The sequence below is a fragment of the Amycolatopsis sp. CB00013 genome (genome assembly GCF_001905755.1).
GTDB classification, from domain to species: Bacteria; Actinomycetota; Actinomycetes; order Mycobacteriales; family Pseudonocardiaceae; genus Amycolatopsis; species Amycolatopsis japonica.
On sequence record NZ_LIWC01000003.1, the window covers coordinates 186763 to 204214 of the forward strand.

At 69.5% G+C, this 17452-nt stretch carries 15 protein-coding genes; 11 read left to right on the forward strand and 4 right to left on the reverse strand.

The window, feature by feature from the left end:
* Nucleotides 1–98: 98 nt before the first annotated feature.
* From AMK34_RS20510 to proB, 5 genes are all read left to right on the forward strand, one after another.
* Nucleotides 99–3164, forward strand: a complete 3066-nt coding sequence (locus AMK34_RS20510; RefSeq protein ID WP_073846454.1) for a translation initiation factor IF-2 N-terminal domain-containing protein — start codon at nucleotides 99–101, stop codon at nucleotides 3162–3164.
* 169 nt (nucleotides 3165–3333) lie between these two features.
* Entirely contained in the window at nucleotides 3334–3648 is a 315-nt protein-coding gene (gene rplU / locus AMK34_RS20515; protein ID WP_005158538.1) for a 50S ribosomal protein L21, read from the forward strand.
* Between the two features lie 38 nt (nucleotides 3649–3686).
* Nucleotides 3687–3944 (forward strand): 50S ribosomal protein L27, encoded by a 258-nt coding sequence (rpmA, locus tag AMK34_RS20520; RefSeq protein WP_003067129.1) that lies wholly within the window; start codon nucleotides 3687–3689, stop codon nucleotides 3942–3944.
* A 110-nt stretch (nucleotides 3945–4054) separates the two neighbouring features.
* On the forward strand, nucleotides 4055–5518 hold the full coding sequence (obgE, locus tag AMK34_RS20525; protein WP_038517209.1) for a GTPase ObgE: 1464 nt from the start codon (nucleotides 4055–4057) through the stop codon (nucleotides 5516–5518).
* Nucleotides 5515–6624 carry a glutamate 5-kinase gene (gene proB / locus AMK34_RS20530; RefSeq protein WP_037342725.1) on the forward strand — a complete coding sequence of 370 codons (1110 nt, stop codon included), beginning with the start codon at nucleotides 5515–5517 and terminating at the stop codon, nucleotides 6622–6624. Before obgE ends, proB begins: the two co-directional genes overlap by 4 nt.
* Before the next feature lie 16 nt (nucleotides 6625–6640).
* Here the strand turns inward: proB and AMK34_RS20535 are convergent, their stop codons facing one another.
* Complete coding sequence (locus AMK34_RS20535) at nucleotides 6641–7270, reverse strand: TetR/AcrR family transcriptional regulator (protein WP_073846455.1); 630 nt, start codon at nucleotides 7268–7270, stop codon at nucleotides 6641–6643.
* Between the two features lie 92 nt (nucleotides 7271–7362).
* Here AMK34_RS20535 and AMK34_RS20540 point away from each other — a divergent pair, with 92 nt between their 5' ends.
* On the forward strand, nucleotides 7363–8637 hold the full coding sequence (locus AMK34_RS20540; RefSeq protein ID WP_073846456.1) for an FAD-dependent oxidoreductase: 1275 nt from the start codon (nucleotides 7363–7365) through the stop codon (nucleotides 8635–8637).
* On the opposite strand, the gene argS is transcribed toward AMK34_RS20540, so the two are convergent.
* The 3 genes from argS to AMK34_RS20555 form a co-directional block, all read right to left on the reverse strand.
* Entirely contained in the window at nucleotides 8632–10356 is a 1725-nt protein-coding gene (gene argS, locus AMK34_RS20545) for an arginine--tRNA ligase (protein ID WP_073846457.1), read from the reverse strand. The genes AMK34_RS20540 and argS overlap by 6 nt on opposite strands.
* A 70-nt stretch (nucleotides 10357–10426) precedes the next feature.
* Nucleotides 10427–11713, reverse strand: a complete 1287-nt coding sequence (locus tag AMK34_RS20550; RefSeq protein WP_038517199.1) for an MFS transporter — start codon at nucleotides 11711–11713, stop codon at nucleotides 10427–10429.
* Between the two features lie 91 nt (nucleotides 11714–11804).
* Nucleotides 11805–13910, reverse strand: coding sequence for a RecQ family ATP-dependent DNA helicase (locus AMK34_RS20555; protein ID WP_073846458.1), 2106 nt, complete (start codon nucleotides 13908–13910; stop codon nucleotides 11805–11807).
* 161 nt (nucleotides 13911–14071) lie between these two features.
* Between AMK34_RS20555 and nadD the strand changes: the two genes are divergently transcribed.
* Genes nadD through AMK34_RS20580 form a run of 5 tightly spaced genes read left to right on the forward strand, consistent with a single transcriptional unit; the run spans nucleotide 14072 to nucleotide 17330 of the window.
* Nucleotides 14072–14704 carry a nicotinate-nucleotide adenylyltransferase gene (gene nadD / locus AMK34_RS20560; protein WP_073846459.1) on the forward strand — a complete coding sequence of 211 codons (633 nt, stop codon included), beginning with the start codon at nucleotides 14072–14074 and terminating at the stop codon, nucleotides 14702–14704.
* 22 nt (nucleotides 14705–14726) lie between these two features.
* Nucleotides 14727–15131, forward strand: a complete 405-nt coding sequence (gene rsfS, locus AMK34_RS20565; protein ID WP_016332398.1) for a ribosome silencing factor — start codon at nucleotides 14727–14729, stop codon at nucleotides 15129–15131.
* Nucleotides 15128–15742 (forward strand): histidine phosphatase family protein, encoded by a 615-nt coding sequence (locus tag AMK34_RS20570; protein ID WP_037342734.1) that lies wholly within the window; start codon nucleotides 15128–15130, stop codon nucleotides 15740–15742. The genes rsfS and AMK34_RS20570 overlap by 4 nt, the downstream gene beginning before the upstream one ends.
* A gap of 3 nt (nucleotides 15743–15745) precedes the next feature.
* Nucleotides 15746–16474, forward strand: a complete 729-nt coding sequence (octT, locus tag AMK34_RS20575) for a diglucosylglycerate octanoyltransferase (RefSeq protein WP_037342735.1) — start codon at nucleotides 15746–15748, stop codon at nucleotides 16472–16474.
* Nucleotides 16475–16484: 10 nt separating this feature from the next.
* Nucleotides 16485–17330 (forward strand): DegV family protein, encoded by an 846-nt coding sequence (locus tag AMK34_RS20580; RefSeq protein WP_073846460.1) that lies wholly within the window; start codon nucleotides 16485–16487, stop codon nucleotides 17328–17330.
* The last annotated feature ends 122 nt before the right edge of the window (nucleotides 17331–17452 follow it).

Genomic DNA, 17452 nt, shown 5'->3' on the forward strand with positions numbered 1-17452 from the left:
CTGGTGACCACCACGGCGGAACGAACAGAAAGGGGCCCCTGCGCGGCCGCGTCGAGCCGGTGTGAGCCAGCCGACGCGCCCGGGGGCGGAGGAGATATATGTCGAACGCGGACACACCCGCCGTCACCGGCGGGAATACCGCCACACCCATCGCAGGTCAGCTGGCCGAACTGCCGCCCCGGATCCGGGTGCACGCCTTGGCGAAGCTGCTCGGATCGAACAGCCGTGAACTGATGGCCAAGCTCGGTGAGCTCGGCGAGACCGTACGCAGCGCGCAGTCCAGCGTCACCCGCGAAGTGGCACTCAAGCTCGCCGAAGCCCTCACGGGTGGAGACGAGCCCGAAACCGCCGAAGAGCCCGTCGCCGAGACCCCCGCGGCTCCCGAGCCCGAGGTCGAGGCCGAGGTCAAGCCCGAGGTCAAGGCACAGCCGGAGCCCGTCGCTCCGCAGGTGGAGGCCCCTTCGCGGCGCGTTCCGCCCGCTCTGGCCGCCCCGGTGACCCCGGAGCCGCCGCAGCCGACCACCAGGCCCGCGAAGGCCGCCGTGCACGTCCCGGTGTTCGCCGCGCCGTCGCCGGTGTTCCTGCCGCCGGAGCCCGTCGCGGCGAAGCCCGCCCGCAAGCCGGAGCCCGCCTTCGCGCCGACCGAGGAACCCGCTTCCGACGAGGACGAGACGCAGGGCGAGCAGGCCGAAGGCCAGGGCACCGACGAGGACGGTGACGACGCCAACGGCCGTCGCCGCCGTCGTCGCGGACGCCGTGGTCGTGGCCGGGGCAAGGGCGGCGACGAGAGCTCGGCCGAGTCCGAGAACGAGGACGACCAGCCCGAAGAGGCGCGAGCCCCGCGCGGCCGTCAGCAGCGCGCGAAGGACAAGGACGCCGACACCGAAGAGGCCGGCGCCGAGAGCACCGAAGAAGCGTCCACCGAGTCCGATTCGGACAATGACGGCGATTCGGACGGCGGCAGCAAGCGTCGCCGTCGCCGCCGTCGTCGCAAGGGCGGGGACGACGACAACGCCGAGGCCACCAGCGACGACCCGCCCAACACGGTCGTCCACGTGCGCCAGGCCAAGGCCGCCGAGACCGAGCGCCCCGCGCGGGACGAGGTCCGCAGCGTGCGCGGCTCGACCCGGCTCGAAGCCAAGCGCCAGCGTCGCCGGGACGGACGCGAGGCGGGCCGTCGTCGTGCGCCGATCCTGTCCGAGGCCGAGTTCCTCGCCCGCCGCGAGTCGGTCGAGCGCACCATGGTCGTCGCCGAGAAGGGCGAGTCCACGCAGATCGGCGTGCTCGAGGACGGCGTCCTGTGCGAGCACTTCGTGACGTCGTCGGGCACCGGCTCGATCGTCGGCAACGTGTACCTCGGCCGCGTGCAGAACGTGCTGCCGTCGATGGAGGCCGCCTTCATCGACATCGGCCGCGGCCGCAACGCCGTGCTCTACGCCGGCGAGGTCGACTGGGACGCCGCCGGTCTCGAGGGCAAGGCCCGCAAGATCGAGCAGGCGCTCTCCACCGGCGATTCCGTGCTGGTCCAGGTCACCAAGGACCCGGTCGGGCACAAGGGCGCCCGGCTGACCACGCAGATCTCGCTGCCGGGCCGCTTCCTGGTCTACGTGCCCGCGGGCGGCGCCACCGGTATCTCCCGGAAGCTCCCGGAGAACGAGCGCCGCCGCCTGAAGGACATCCTCAAGCGCATCGTCCCCGAGGACGCCGGTGTGATCATCCGCACCGCGTCAGAGGGCATCAGCGAGGAGGAGCTGGACCGGGACGTCCGCCGCCTGAAGGCGCAGTGGGACGTCATCAAGGAGAAGGCCGAAGCCGGCAACGGCGGCAAGACGAACAGCGCCCCGGTCATGCTCTACGAAGAGCCGGATCTGCTGGTCAAGGTCGTCCGCGACCTGTTCACCGAGGACTTCGCCAAGCTGGAGATCCAGGGCGACAAGGCCTGGGACACCATCTACAACTACGTGCAGCATGTGGCGCCGGACCTGGCGGATCGCGTCAAGCGGTACACGGGCACCGGTTCGGCCTTCGCCGACCACCGCATCGACGAGCAGATCACCAAGGCGCTGGACCGCAAGGTCTGGCTGCCCTCGGGTGGCTACCTGGTCATCGACCGCACCGAAGCGATGACCGTCATCGACGTCAACACCGGCAAGTTCACCGGATCGGGTGGCAACCTCGAGGAGACGGTGACCAGGAACAACCTGGAGTCGGCGGAGGAGATCGTCCGCCAGCTCCGGCTCCGGGACATCGGCGGCATCATCGTCATCGACTTCATCGACATGGTGCTCGAGTCCAACCGTGAGCTCGTGCTGCGACGGCTGACCGAATGCCTCGGCCGCGACCGCACGCGTCACCAGGTCGCCGAGGTCACCTCGCTCGGCCTGGTGCAGATGACCCGCAAGAAGATCGGCACCGGGCTGCTCGAGGCGTTCTCGACGCCGTGCGAGCACTGCAAGGGCCGCGGCGTGGTCGTCTCGACCGAGCCGCAGCGCACCGGTGGCGGCGGCAACGGTCACAACCACGGCAACGGCGGCGGTGGCGGCAAGGAGCAGGGCTCCCGCCGGTCCCGCGGCCGGGGCAAGGGTGACGACCAGGGACAGAGCCAGAACGAGCCCGCCGCGGCCAAGGCCGAGACGCCTCCGCCCGCCCAGCGCGAGTCGGTGGTTTCGGCGGTCCAGGCCGTGGCCAACGCCACGAAGGCAGCCAAGGGTGAGCACCCGCACGAGGTCACCGAGAACGTCGAGGGTGCCGCGCTGAACGGGCACGCCCCGCAGGCTTCGGAGCCCGTTGCCGAAGCGGCCGTCGAACAGGCGGCCGAGGCGGCCGCTGAGCCGGTCTCCGAGCCGGTCGCCGAGGCGCCCGCGACGGAACTCGCCGGTGAGCCGGTGACGACTCCGGACGACGAGGCTCCGGCCGTGCGTGAGGAGGAGATCGCCGTCGTCGCGGAAACGGGCCCGGAGCCCGAAGCGCCCGAGGTGCCGGTGACTCCTGAGGCTGTTGTGACAGAAGAGGTTTCCGAGCCCGAGACTCCTTCCGCTCAGGAGGAGACCGAGCCCGAGGTGGACGTTCCGGCCCCGGCCGTGCGCTCCACCACCCGCCGTCGTCCGCGACGGGCGGCCTCGCGGCCGGCCGGTCCGCCGGTCAAGGCATCGGAAAAGAGCTAGTGAACACCTAGGGGCACCCCGGTGTGATCGCACCGGGGAGCCCCACGTAACCTGTAGAACGGCCCGCCACCTAGAGCGGGCACCTTGCGCAGCATCTGGACCACCGAGACTTTCCTGGTGGGCCGATCACGCAAGCCCCCACCCGTTGTCGAGTAAGCAGGAGACTTCCGTGTCGGCGTACGCGATCGTCAAGACTGGCGGCAAGCAGTACAAGGTGGCCGTCGGCGACGTCGTCGAGGTCGAGAAGCTCGAAGGCGAGCCGGGTACCGAGCACACCTTCCCCGCAGTCCTTTTCGTGGACGGTGGCGACGTCACCACGGACGCCGACGCGCTGGCGAAGGTCTCGGTCACCGGCAAGGTCGTCGAGCAGACCAAGGGTCCGAAGATCCGGATCCACAAGTTCAAGAACAAGACCGGCTACCACAAGCGCCAGGGTCACCGGCAGAAGCTGACCCGCGTCGAGGTCACCGGCATCTCCAAGTAGGACTTTCTCCGGATCTTCGTCAGAAAGAGGATTGAGCCATGGCTCACAAGAAGGGTGCGTCCAGCTCCCGCAACGGTCGCGATTCGAACGCGCAGCGACTGGGCGTCAAGCGCTACGGCGGCCAGGAAGTCAACGCGGGCGAGATCCTGATCCGCCAGCGTGGCACCAAGTTCCACCCCGGCGTGAACGTCGGCCGTGGTGGCGACGACACGCTGTTCGCGCTGGCCGCCGGTGCGGTCCAGTTCGGCGAGAAGCGTGGCCGCAAGACGGTCAACATCGTGCCGTCCGAAGCCTGAATTTCGGCTTCAAGCTAGACCTCTGACGAGGGGTGGGCCGGAATATCCGGGCCCACCCCTCGTTTGTTTTGTATATCCCCCTTTCTTCCGCGAGTGAATAGAGGCAAGTCATGGCGTCCCGGTTCGTGGACCGAGCGGTGATCCATCTGGCCGCCGGTGACGGTGGGAACGGCTGCGCCTCGGTGCACCGCGAGAAGTTCAAGCCCCTCGGCGGCCCGGACGGCGGCAACGGCGGCAACGGCGGCGACGTGCTGCTGATCGTCGATCCGAACGTCCACACGCTGCTCGACTTCCACTTCCGCCCGCACGCCCGCGCCGGCAACGGCAAACTGGGCCAGGGCGGCAACCGCGCCGGTGCGGCGGGGGAGACGCTGGAGATGCGCGTCCCGTCCGGCACCGTCGTGATGACCGAGGACGGCGAGATCCTGGCCGACCTCGTCGGGCCGGGAACCACCTTCGTCGCCGCCCAGGGTGGCCGTGGCGGCCTCGGCAACGCGGCGCTGGCCTCCAAGGCCCGCCGGGCGCCCGGGTTCGCGCTGCTGGGCGAGCCGGGGGAGACCCGCGACCTCGTCCTGGAGCTGCGTTCGGTCGCCGACGTCGGGCTGCTGGGCTTCCCGTCCGCGGGCAAGTCGTCGCTGATCTCGGTGCTGTCCGCGGCCAAGCCGAAGATCGCCGACTACCCGTTCACCACCCTGGTGCCGAACCTGGGCGTGATCACCGCCGGATCGACCGTGTTCACCATGGCCGACGTGCCGGGGCTGATCCCGGGTGCGAGCGAGGGCAAGGGCCTCGGCCTCGACTTCCTGCGTCACATCGAACGCTGCGCCGTACTGGTGCACGTCGTCGACTGCGCCACCTTCGAGCCCGGTCGTGACCCGCTGTCCGACATCGACGCCCTCGAAGAAGAGCTGGCCCGCTACACCCCGAGCCTCGGCGGCGACCTCGCCGACCGGCCGCGTGTGGTGGTGCTGAACAAGATCGACATCCCGGACGCCGCCGAACTCGCCGAGTTCGTGCGCCCGGAACTGGAAGCCCGCGGCCTCAGCGTGTTCGAGATCTCGACCGCGTCGCGGCAGGGGCTGAAGGAACTGACCTACGCGCTCGCCGCCGTCGTCGAGAAGTACCGCGCCGAACAGCCCGCCCCCGAGCCGGCGAAGGTCGTGCTCCGGCCGATGGCCGTCGACGACGCGGGCTTCACCGTCGAACTCGACCCGGAGGAGGAAGGCGCGTTCATCATCCGCGGCTCCCGTCCGGAGCGGTGGATCCGGCAGACCAACTTCGGCAACGACGAAGCCGTGGGTTACCTCGCGGACCGGCTCAACCGGCTGGGTGTCGAGGAAGTACTGGCACGCAAGGGCGCCGTACCCGGCAGCCCCGTCACCATCGGCGACGTCCAGTTCGAGTGGGAGCCTTCGACCCCGGCCGGGGTCGCGGTGCACCTGTCGGGCCGGGGCACGGACGTGCGGCTGGAGAACACCAGCCGGATCGGTGCCGCCGAGCGTAAGGAAGCCCGCCGGATCCGTCGTGACGGTCCGGACGGCGTCGAAGACGAAGACGAGATGGACGACGAGTGAGCTCAACCCGGGTGGCGATCGCCGACGCGAAGCGTGTGGTCGTCAAGGTCGGTTCCTCCGCACTGACCACCGCCGGCGACGGTCTCGACGTGGCCAGGCTGGACGCCTTGGTGGACGCGATCGCCGACCGGGTCTCCCGCGGCACGCAGATCGTGCTGGTGTCCTCTGGTGCGATCGGCGCGGGACTCGCGCCGCTCTCGCTCGGCAAACGACCGCGTGACCTCGCCACCCAGCAGGCCGCGGCCAGCGTCGGCCAGCTCGCGCTGGCCCACGCCTACGCCGAGTCGTTCGGCCGGTTTTCGTTGACAGTGGGCCAGGTTCTGCTGACGTCGGACGACGTCGTGCGCCGTGCGCACTATCGCAACGCGCAGAACACGTTCACCCGGCTGCTGGCCCTCGGCGCCGTTCCCGTGGTCAACGAGAACGACACCGTGGCCACCGAAGAGATCCGCTTCGGTGACAACGACCGGCTTGCCGCGCTGGTGGCGCACCTGATCGGCGCCGACGCGCTCGTTCTTTTGTCCGATGTGGACGGTCTGTACGACGGGGACCCCCGTGACGGCGCGACCCGCAAGATCGCCGAAGTCGCCGGGGAGTCCGATGTGGACGGAATCACCGTCGGCATGTCGAGCTCCGGGCTCGGTACCGGCGGCATGGTGTCGAAGCTCGCCGCCGCCCGCACCGCTGCCGGCGCAGGGATCCCGGTCCTGCTCGCCGCCGCTTCCGAGGCCGCCCGCGCCCTGACCACCGCCGAGGTCGGCACGGCGTTCGCCGCCGCGGACTCCCGGCTGTCGGCCCGCCGGTTCTGGCTGGGTTACGCCGCGGGCGCGTCCGGGAAGCTGCACCTCGACGACGGCGCGGTCGCGGCCGTCGTCCGCCGCCGTCGCTCACTGTTGGCCGCCGGGATCACCGGCGTCGACGGCGACTTCCAGGCGGGCGACGTCGTCGATCTGGTCGATCTCCGGCAGCGGACCGTGGCGCGCGGCGTCGTGGCCTTCGACGCGGGCGAACTTCCCGACCTCATCGGCCGCTCCAGTCACGACCTGCCCGCGGAGCAGCGTCGTGAGGTCGTCCACGCGGACGATCTCGTTCCCCTGCGGCGCTAGGGGATCAGGCCCGGCGTCAGGGCGAATCGGCGAGGTGGCCGACCAGGCGCGCCAGTTGTTCGCCGTAGGCCTCGGCGAACTCGGCCGACTGGGGGTCCTGGCCCGAGACGGCCCGGACGATCCGAGGCAGCGCCAGCGCGGCACTGGACGCGGCCATGAAGATCACCAGCAGGAAAGCCGGGTCGAGGTCGGCGGGGAAATCGCCCGCGGCCTGACGCGCTCGCACGTACTCCACCTGCCGCTGGAGGAATTCGCGCTGCCCCTCGACGCCGATCGCGTCGGGGGCGCCGTCGGTCAGGTTCTCCCAGAGGAACAGCTTGGCGAGGTCGTGGTCCCGGACTCCCGACCTGGCGAAGAACCGGACGACCTCCGCGAACGGTTTCTCATGGTCGGCGACCGCGGCGTAGTCGCCGTACATCGTCGCGGTCAGCGCGTTGTACAGCCCTTCCTTGCCGCCGAAGTAGTACGAGATCAGCTGCTTGTTCACGCCCGCTTTCGCGGCGATCTCGCTGACGCGTGCCGCGGCGTAGCCCTTCGCGCCGAACTCGGCCTTCGCCGCCTCCAGAAGCAGGGCCTTCGTGCGCTCGGGATCGCGCTGGCGTTCGACGGGGGCGCGGCGAGGGCTGCGCGAGGCGGCTTCGGACATGCGGTTCAGCTTAGCCGCTGACTCTTTCAAACGTACGGTTGACACTATCATCCGTATGGTTGATAGTTGTCGGCGGAGAGAGGAGAAACCCCATGACCACGAGAATCGCGATCATCGGCGGCGGAACGGGCGGTCTCTGCTTGGCGCAAGGGCTGCGCAAGGCGGGAATCGACGTATCCGTTCACGAACGCAGCCGCACCCGGACCGAACGTCTGCAGGGCTATCGCGTGCACATCAACCCGCACGGCGCCGCGGCCCTGCACGAATGCCTGCCGCCCGAGCTCTGGCAGCGGTTCCTGGACACCACCGGCACCACGGGTGGCCCGTTCTCCTTCGTGACCGAGCGGCTGCGGGACCTGATGGTGATCGACGCCGAGCTCACGTCGAGCCCCGATCCCGCGTCGGACCATCATTCGGTCAGCCGGATCAGCCTGCACCAGGTGCTGTCCGACGGGCTCGAAGGAGTTCTGCACCACGGCAAGGAGTTCGTCGGCTATCGCCGCGAAGGCGAGGTGGTCGTCTGCGAGTTCGCCGACGGCAGCATCGTCGAAGCCGACTTGGTCATCGGCGCCGACGGGGCCAATTCCCGCGTGCGCGAACAGTTTCTTCCCGGCGCCGAGCGAGTGGACACGGGGATCATCGCGATCGCGGGCAAGCACCCGCTGACCGAAGAGACCCGCAAGCGTTTGCCCGCCCGGCTCACCGACGGTCCGAGCATGGTGATGCCGCGCACCGGGGCGGGCTTGTTCACCGCGCCGCACGAGCTGGCCGGAGCCTCGTCGGTGAACGACGAAACGGCGGCCCACGACCCAGTTCTGTTCGACAACACCTCGAGTTACGTCATGTGGGCGTATGCGGCGGACGACCGGCGTTACCCGAGCGACCTGTCCTCATTGGACGGTGCCGCGCTGCGCGCCCTGGTGCTGGACCTGATCGACGGCTGGGATCCCGCGTTCAAGGAATTGGTCGCCGGTTCGCCCGAGGAGGCGGTGTCCCGGCTGCCGATCTTCACCTCGAAGCCCGTCGAGCCATGGCCGACGAGCAACGTCACGTTGCTGGGCGACGCGATCCACAGCATGACACCGTTCCGCGGGATCGGTGCGAACACCGCGCTCCGGGACGCGCAACTGTTGTGCCGCAACCTCGTCGAAGCCCGCAAGACCGGCGGGGTGCGCTCCGCGGTCGCCGACTACGAGCAGAGGATGCGTGACTACGGTTTCGCGGCGGTGCGCGACTCGGAGCGCAGCGCCCGCCAGTTCGTGTCGGAGAACCGGGCGGGCCGCACGATGGCACGAGGGATGTTCCGTTTCTTCCAGGCGGTCCCTCCGCTGAAGCGCAAGGTCTTCAGCGACCACGGCGACTCATAGCCGGGCGGGAGTGGAGATGCCCAGCAGGGACAGGCCCAGCGTCAGCGTCTTCGAGGTGAGTTCGGCCAGCAGCAGGCGTGAGTCGCGGACGCCGGGGCCTTCGGCGTCCAGCACCGGGCACTGTTCGTAGAACCGCGAGAAGACGACCGCGGTTTCGTACAGATACGTGCACAGTTTGTGGGGGAGATGTCCGGCGGTCGCCGCGCCGACCGCTTCGGGGAAGCGGGTCAGCGCGAGTGCCAAAGCACGCTCCGCGGGGTGGCCGAGCAGGACCCGCGCGCCGGCGAGGTCTTGATCCGCTTTCGCCAGCACGGAACGGATCCGCGCGTTGGCGTACTGCAGATAGACCGAGGTGTTCCCGCTCTTGGCGAGCATCCGGTCCCAGGAGAAGACGTAGTCACGTTCGCGATCACCGGAAAGGTCGGCGTACTTGATCGCGCCGATCCCGATCGCCTCGGCGACCTCTTCCCTGATTTCGGGGGAGAGGTCGGCCCGGTCGTCGATGACTTCGGCGGCGTGGGAGATCGCTTCGGTGAGCAGATCGGAAAGCCGGACCGACTCGCCCGCCCGGGTCTTCATGGCGCGGCCGTCCTCGCCGAGTACCGAGCCGAACCCGACGTGCTCGGCTCGGTGCTCCTCGCGGAGCCAGCCGGCGGCCCGGCACACGGCGAACACCATCGCGAAATGCTGTGCTTGCGGCGTGCCGACGACGTAGAGCAGATCGGTGACCTCGCGTTGTTCCGTCCAGTACCGCAGGGTCGCGAGATCGGTGGCCGCGTAGCCGTAACCGCCGTCCCGCTTCCGCACGATAAGCGGCAGCGGATCGCCTTCCCGGTTGCGGAAACCGTCGGGAAAGACGCAGACCGCGCCGTCGCTGATCTCGGTCAGCCCGGCGGTGTCCAGATCGTCCACGACAGCGGCGAGCAACGGGTTGTAGAAGCTCTCGCCGTAGACGTCCTCGCGCGTCAGGCCGATCCCGAGAAGGTCGTAGACCTGGGTGAAATGCCGTGTCGACTCGTCGACGAGACGCTGCCACAACGACAGCGTTTCCTCGTCGCCGCTTTGCAGGAGCACCACCCGCTCGCGCGAGCGGGTCGCGAAGCCGTCGTCGGTGTCGAATTTCGCCCGGGCGGCTCGATAGAAGCCATTGAGGTCTCCGATCGCGTACGGGCCGGACGGGCGTTCGTCGAGCAGATGCTCGATCAGCATGCCGAACGGAGTGCCCCAGTCGCCGAGATGGTTGTGCGGGACGACCTCATGTCCGGCGAAGCGTGACAGCCGGACGATCGCGTCGCCGATGACGGTCGACCGGAGGTGTCCGACGTGCATTTCCTTCGCCACGTTCGGGCTGCTGTAGTCGACGGCGATCCGCCGGGGCCGCGGCGTCACCGGGACACCCAGCCGTGGGTCGCCGTTGAGCGCGGTCGTCCGTTCGGCCAGCCACGACGAGCGCAGGGTGAAGTTGAGGAAGCCCGGCCCCGCGACCTCCGGTGGTTCGGCGAGATCGGCGACGTCGAGGCGTGCCGCGATGTCTGCGGCGATCTCCCTCGGCGGCTTGCCGAGGCGTTTGCCCAAGCTCATCGCGAGATCGCATTGATAGTCGACGCCACTCTGCGCGGAGACCCGCACCAGGGCGGACGGCGGTTCGAAGTCGGTGACGTGGCGAAGGGCCTTCACCACGCGTCGCGCCAATTCCTCGCTTACATCGCCGAACAACACGGTGTCCCTCCTTCGCGCTCGTCGTAGGAGCGCGAGGGTAGCCACTACCCGCGTCGTCGGCGACGGAGTTTCAGCGCAGGTCGCTGCCCTTGGTCTCCGGCAGGGTCCGGATGACGAAGAACGCGATCACCGCTCCGGCGGCCACGTACCAGAAGAACAGCGTCGACAGCCCGGCGTCGGACAGCGCCGTGAGCACCAGGGGAGCAGTCCCGCCGAACAACGCGACGGTCAGGTTGTACCAGGCGCCGATGCCCAGGCCACGCAGTTCGGTGGGGAACAGCTCGCTCATGATCGCGGGCGCGATCGACGTCATCGCCGTGTACAGGCAGAGCCCGACGCAGAACACGACCAGCAGACCCGGCAGGCCCGGCCGGACCAAAGTGGACAGCGGGACGATGAGGATCGCGGTCGCCGCCGCCCAGACGAGCAGCTGTGGCTTGCGGCCGAAGCGATCGGACAGGGCGCCCATCGGGTACTGGAGCGCGACGAACAGCGCCGTCGCGATCGACAACGCGAGGAACACGTCGACGTCGTCGGCCTTGCGGGTCTTGACCGCGAACGAGGTCAGCGCGCTGAAGAACGTGTAGTAGCAAAGGGTCGACAGCATCGAGAAACCCACGAGCTGCACGACGGCCCGCGGGTGCTCGCGGAGGGTGGTGCGCAGCGGTCGCTCGACCCGGCGCGCCGTCGACTTCTTCTCCTCGAAGATCTCGGTCTCGGCGAGACTGCGGCGCAGCCACAGGCCGATGATGCCGAGAACGCCGCCGAGCAGGAACGGGATCCGCCAGCCGTACGCCGTCAGATCCGCCTTCGACATCGTCCTTGCGAGCACGAAGCCGAGGATCGAGGCGATCAGGACGGCGGAACCGGTCGAGATGTAGAAGAAGGCGGAGTACCGCCCGCGGCGGGCGGGTGGCGCGATCTCGCCGAGGTACGCCGACGCGTTGGATACCTCGCCGCCGAGCGACAGTCCTTGCGCCACCCTCGCCAGCAACAACAGGATCGGGGCCAGCCAGCCGACCTGGTCGAACGTCGGCAGGAGACCGATGGCCACCGAACCACCCGCCATCAGCACGATGGTCAGGATCATCGCGGGCTTCCGGCCCTTGATGTCGGCGAAACGGCCGAGCAACATCCCGCCGAGCGGTCGGAAGAAGAACGCCAGCGCGTACGTGGCGAAGGTGTTGATCAACGCCAGCGCTTCATTGCCCTTCGGGAAGAACTCGCTGGCGAAGTAGATGCTGAAGGTCGCGTAGATGGTCCAGTCGAACCATTCCAGCGCGTTCCCGACACTGGCGGCGAACAACTTCTTCACCGGGAGCCGATGCCTCAGCCGCTCCGTCGTTGCGTCCGCCATCGGCACCTCCGTACTCGCGCGTGGACGGAACCTTGCCAGAAAGTTCCCGCGCGGGAAAGAACCTGTCGAATGTCGGGATCGGGATCCTCGGTTACGAGGTGCTCGCGAGAGCGAACGGCAGAACGGCGCGAGCCCCGGCCTGGCGGAGCAAGCGTGCGGACAGGGTCATCGTCCATCCGGTGTCGATCAGGTCGTCGACCAGCAGGATCGGGCCTTCCGCCGAGGCGACTTCGGCGGCGAGCCCTTCGGAAAGGTCGAGGCGATTCCAGAGGTCGGCCAGTCGCTGCGCGCTGTTCGCCTGACGCGGGGGCGGCCCCGTCGAAGTCATGGCGCCCAGGTAGTTCAGCCGCCCGATGGACGCCAGTTTCGTCGCCAGACTGTGGACCAGCTGGGGCCGGGTGGCGGACGGCACCTCCACCACCGCGACCGGACGCTCGGACCACTGCCAGCCCTTGAGCACCTCGATGCAGGCTTGGAAGACCGGATCGGGGAGTTCGGTGTCCACTGCGGACGGTCCGACGAGCTCGCGCAGCCGCGTGCCCCAGCCGACGTCGGTCACCCGCCCGACGACCTGGCCGGTTTCGGCCTGCTCGCCCGCCGGCAGTCGTCCGGAGAGCGGGACCTCCAGCCCCGCCATCCCGGTCGGCCACATCTTCCGCGGCGCGACCTCGACCCCCGGACGACGCAACCGCTGCCGGGTGGCGTCGACGACGTCGTCGGAAATCGTGGTGTCCCAATGCTTACCGGTGCAGTTGTCGCACCGTCCGCAGGGCGTCGCCTCCGGATCGTCCAGCTGCTTCCGCAGGTACTCCATCCGGCAGCCGTCGGTTTCGAGGTAGGCCAGCATGGCGTTCTGCTCGTTGGTCCGCGCCGCGCTCACCCGCGCATACCGTTCCTTGTCGTACCGCCACTCCTCGCCGGTGCCTTCCCAGCCGCCCTTCACCCGGCGGACGGCGCCGTCGACGTCCAGCACCTTGAGGACCATCTCCAGCCGGGACCGGGACAGCTCGACGAACGGTTCGAGCGCGGGTGTCGAGAGTGGACGGTCCGCGTACGCCAGGGCGTTGAGCACCTGGGTCACCCGCAGTTCGTCCGGGAAGGCGAGCGAGCCGAAGTACGCCCAGATGTCCTTGTCCTCGTGGCCCGGCAACAAGATCACTTCGGCGCGATCGACGCCACGTCCGGCGCGGCCGACCTGCTGGTAGTACGCGATGGGGGAGGACGGAGCCCCGAGGTGGACGACGAAGCCCAGATCCGGCTTGTCGAACCCCATGCCCAGCGCCGAAGTGGCCACCAGTGCCTTGACGTTGTTGTTCAACAGATCGTCTTCGGCCGCCTGCCGGTCCGCGGGGTCGGTCTTCCCGGTGTAGGCGGCGACCGGATAGCCGCGTTCGGTCAGCAGGCCCGCCACGTCGTGGGCGGCGGCGACGGTGAGCGTGTAGATGATGCCGGAGCCCGGCAGCTCCTCCAGATGCTCGGCCAGCCAGGCGAGCCGGGCCTGTGACGTGGGCAGCTTGGCCACCGACAGGTGCAGGCTTTCGCGGTCCAGGCTGCCCCGCAGGACGAGGGTGTCGCCCCCGTTGCCGATGCCGAGCTGCTCGGCGACGTCGGTCGCCACGCGGTCGTTCGCGGTCGCGGTGGTGGCGAGCACCGGGACGCCGTCGGGCAGATCCTTCAGCAGCGTCCGCAACCGCCGGTAGTCCGGCCGGAAGTCGTGCCCCCAGTCCGAGATGCAGTGCGCCTCGTCGACCACGAGCAGGCCGGCGCTCGCGGTCAGCTTCGGCAGGACGGTGTCCCGGAAGTCCGGGTTGTTGAGCCGTTCCGGGCTGACCAGCAGGACGTCGACCTCGCCCGCCGCGATCGCGGCCTGGACCTGATCCCACTCCTGCGGGTTCGCGGAGTTCATCGTCGCCGCGTGGATGCCCGCCCTCGCCGCCGCGGAGATCTGGTTGCGCATCAGCGCGAGCAGCGGCGAGATGATCACGGTCGGGCCGTTGCCCCGCTCCCGCAGCAACGCGGTGGCCAGGAAGTACACCGCGGACTTGCCCCACCCGGTGCGCTGCACGACGAGCGCGCGACGGCGGTGCGCGACCAGCGCCTCGATGGCCGTCCACTGGTCGTCACGCAGCCGGGCGCCCTCGCCCGCCAACGACTGGAGGAGGGTCTCGGCACGATCCCGGAGAGTCGATGTGTCCACGTCCCCACCTCTACCCCATGCCACCGACGAAGTCGCGACCGGGAAGTCGTGAACGGACCGTTCATCCATGGAACCGACTGTAATGTGATCCAGATCACGCCTGTTCGGTGGGTCCGGCGACCCGAGCGTGGAGCCTCGCGCGCTGTATAGGCTCACGACCCATGTCACCACGCAGGATCGGGGTCATGGGCGGCACGTTCGACCCCATTCACCACGGGCACCTCGTCGCGGCCAGTGAGGTCCAGTCGCGGTTCGCGCTCGACGAGGTCATCTTCGTGCCCACCGGTCAGCCGTGGCAGAAGTCCGACCGGGTGGTCACCCGCGCCGAGGACCGCTATCTGATGACGGTGATCGCGACGGCGTCCAACCCCGTCTTCTCGGTCAGCCGCGTCGACATCGACCGCGTCGGGCAGACCTACACCGTCGACACCCTGCGCGACCTGCGCGCGGAATACCCGGACGACCAGCTGTTCTTCATCACCGGCGCGGACGCGCTCGAACAGATCCTCACCTGGCGCAACGCCGACGAGCTGTTCGACCTCGCGCATTTCATCGGCGTCACCAGGCCGGGTTACCGCCTCAACTCGCAGCATCTGCCGAGCGGGAAGGTGAGCCTGGTCGAGGTGACCGCGATGGCGATCTCGTCCACCGCGTGCCGTGAACGAGTCGAAGGCGGGGAGCCCGTCTGGTACCTCGTCCCTGACGGCGTAGTGCGCTACATCGCCAAAAAGGACCTCTATCGCAAAGACCGGGGTTCCCCACCGGGTACCCTCGTCGGGCGCACCCGCGAGTAAAGCCATCTGTTTGAGGAGAACTGTGACAGCCACGTCCGAGGCACGAGAGCTGGCCGTAGCGGCCGCCCATGCGGCGGCGGACAAGAAGGCGAGCGACGTGGTCGTGCTGGACGTGTCCGACCAGCTTGTCATCACCGACGCCTTCGTCATCGCGTCCGCGCCCAACGAACGCCAGGTCGGCGCCATCGTCGACAACGTCGAGGAGCAGCTGCGGCTCGGCGGGCACAAGCCCGTCCGCCGTGAGGGCGCCCGCGAGGGCCGTTGGGTCCTGCTGGACTACGTCGACGTCGTCATCCACGTCCAGCACCAGGAGGAACGCTCCTTCTACGGTCTCGAGCGGCTCTGGAAGGACTGCCCGCGGATCGAGGTCGCCGGTCTGGAGACACCCGCCGAGGAGGACCCCGCCGACGCGCAAGGCGCCTCGTGAGCCCGCGGCGGCTGGTGCTCTGGCGCCACGGCGAGACCGATTACAACGCGGCGGGCCGGATGCAGGGGCATCTGGACTCCGCGCTGACCCAGGTCGGCTGGAACCAGGCCAGGTTCGCCGTTCCCGCGCTCGCCCGGTTCTCCCCGGATCTGGTGATCGCCTCGGATCTGCGCCGCGCGACCGACACGGCCACGGTGCTCACCGAGGCCATCGGCGTCCCGCTGCGCATCGACAAGCGCCTGCGGGAAACCCATCTGGGTGAATGGCAGGGCTTCACCGGCCAGCAGGTCGACGAGGCGTATCCCGGCGAACGTGCCCGCTGGCGCGTCGACGCGACCTGGGCGCCGCCCGGCGGCGAGTCACGGGTCGACGTCGCCGAACGCGCGCTCGAGGTCGTCGCGGACCTGGATCAGGCCAATTCCGACGCCGGTGACGCGGTACTGCTGGCCACGCACGGCGGCCTGATCATCGCGCTGACCGCCAAACTGCTCGGCCTGCCGGTCGAGTCGTGGCCGTCGCTCGGCGGGATCGCGAACTGCCACTGGGTCGAGCTGACCAGGCGTGACGGCAACTGGCGCCTGGCCGCCTACAACGCGGGAATCACCGGCTGATCCATGGCCCCGCGCCTGCTCGTGTTCGGCGATTCCCTCAGTTTCCACGGCCCGGACGGCCCGCACGCCGCCGACGACGCGCGCCTGTGGCCCAACGTCGCCGCCGAAGCACTCGGTGGTGGTGGCGTGGATCTCGTCGCCGGGTTCGGCTGGACCGCCCGTGACGCCTGGTGGTCGCTGATCGGCGACCCGCGCGTCTGGGCGGACCTCCATCACGTCGACGCCGTCGTCCTGGCCGTCGGGAGCATGGACACGCTGCCCTCGCCGCTGCCCACCTATCTGCGCACCGGACTGCGGTATCTGCGGCCCGACCCGCTGCGGCGAGTGGCGCGCAAGGCGTATCTCGCCGCCCAGCCGCGGCTCGCGATCGCATTTCGAGGACGGCCGGCGGTCCTGCCGTCGAAGCTCACGGTCCAGTACCTCGACACCGCCGTCGGGGCCTTACGGGCGCTGCGACCGGACCTGCCGGTCTTCGGCATCCTGCCGTCCGTCCACCGGTCCGACGCCTACGGCCGCGTGCACACCGCCCGCGCCGGTGCCGCCGCCGCGATCGCCGCGTGGGGTCGTCGCGCGGACGTCCCGCTGCTGGATCTCGGTGCCGTCGTCGGCGACCACGTGCTGAGCGGACGGGGCAATCCGGACGGGATGCACTGGGGGTGGGAAGGACATGCCGCCGTCGGCGCGGAAATGGCCCGCCTGATGGCCCCGGTGCTCCGCCCCTCGGCAACGTAGGCTGGCTGCCGTGTCGGTCGCCGTAGTCACGGATTCCACCGCCCACCTGCCGGAAGGCTTCGCCGAACGGAACGGGATCCGGGTGGTCCCGTTGCATGTCCTCGTGGACGGCGTCGTCTTCCTCGACGGCGTCGAGATGGGGCCCGCGGCCCTGGCCGAGGCGCTCGGCAAACGCAGCCTGGTGACGACCTCCCGGCCGACACCCGCCGAGTTCGTCAAGGAGTTCCGGGCGGCGCTGGCCGACGGCGCGGACGCCGTCGTGTCGGTCCACCTGTCCCGGGAGCTGTCGGGGACCTGGGAGGCGGCGGTGCTCGCGGCCCAGGAGGTCGGACCGGACAAGGTGCGCGTGGTCGATTCGCGCAGCACCGCGATGGGGCTCGGGTTCGCCGCGTTGCGCGCGGCGGGCGCCGCCGCGGACGGAGCGGATCCGGCCGAGGTGGAGGCGGCCGCGGTCGACGCGGTGAGCCGCTCAGAGACCCTGTTCGCCGTCGAGACCCTGGAATACCTGCGCCGCGGCGGGCGGATCGGCCCTGCGGCCGCCCTGCTCGGCACGGCGCTCGCGGTGAAACCGGTACTCCACATGTCCGAAGGCCGGATCCAGCCCCTGGAAAAGGTGCGGACGATGAATCGCGCGGTGGCGCGGCTGGTCGAACTCGCCGTCAAGGCGGCCGAAGGCGGGCTCGCCGACATCGCCGTCCACCATCTGGCTTCGCCCGAGCGTGCCGTCGAGCTGGCCAACCGGCTCGAGGAGTCCATCGACTGCCCGGAAGGGTGCGTGGTCTCGGAAATCGGCGCCGTCATCGGGGCCCACACCGGACCCGGGGTGCTCGGTGTGGTGATCCAGCGAGCGGGTTAGGGAAACCCGCCAGCGTCCCATACGGTCCCGACGGAAAACGGTGATCCGGCCTCGGCCGCGGCCGAGTTGTCCACAACACCCCACTTGTCCACAGCCTCGGGATTCTCCACTGCCGCCCGCCG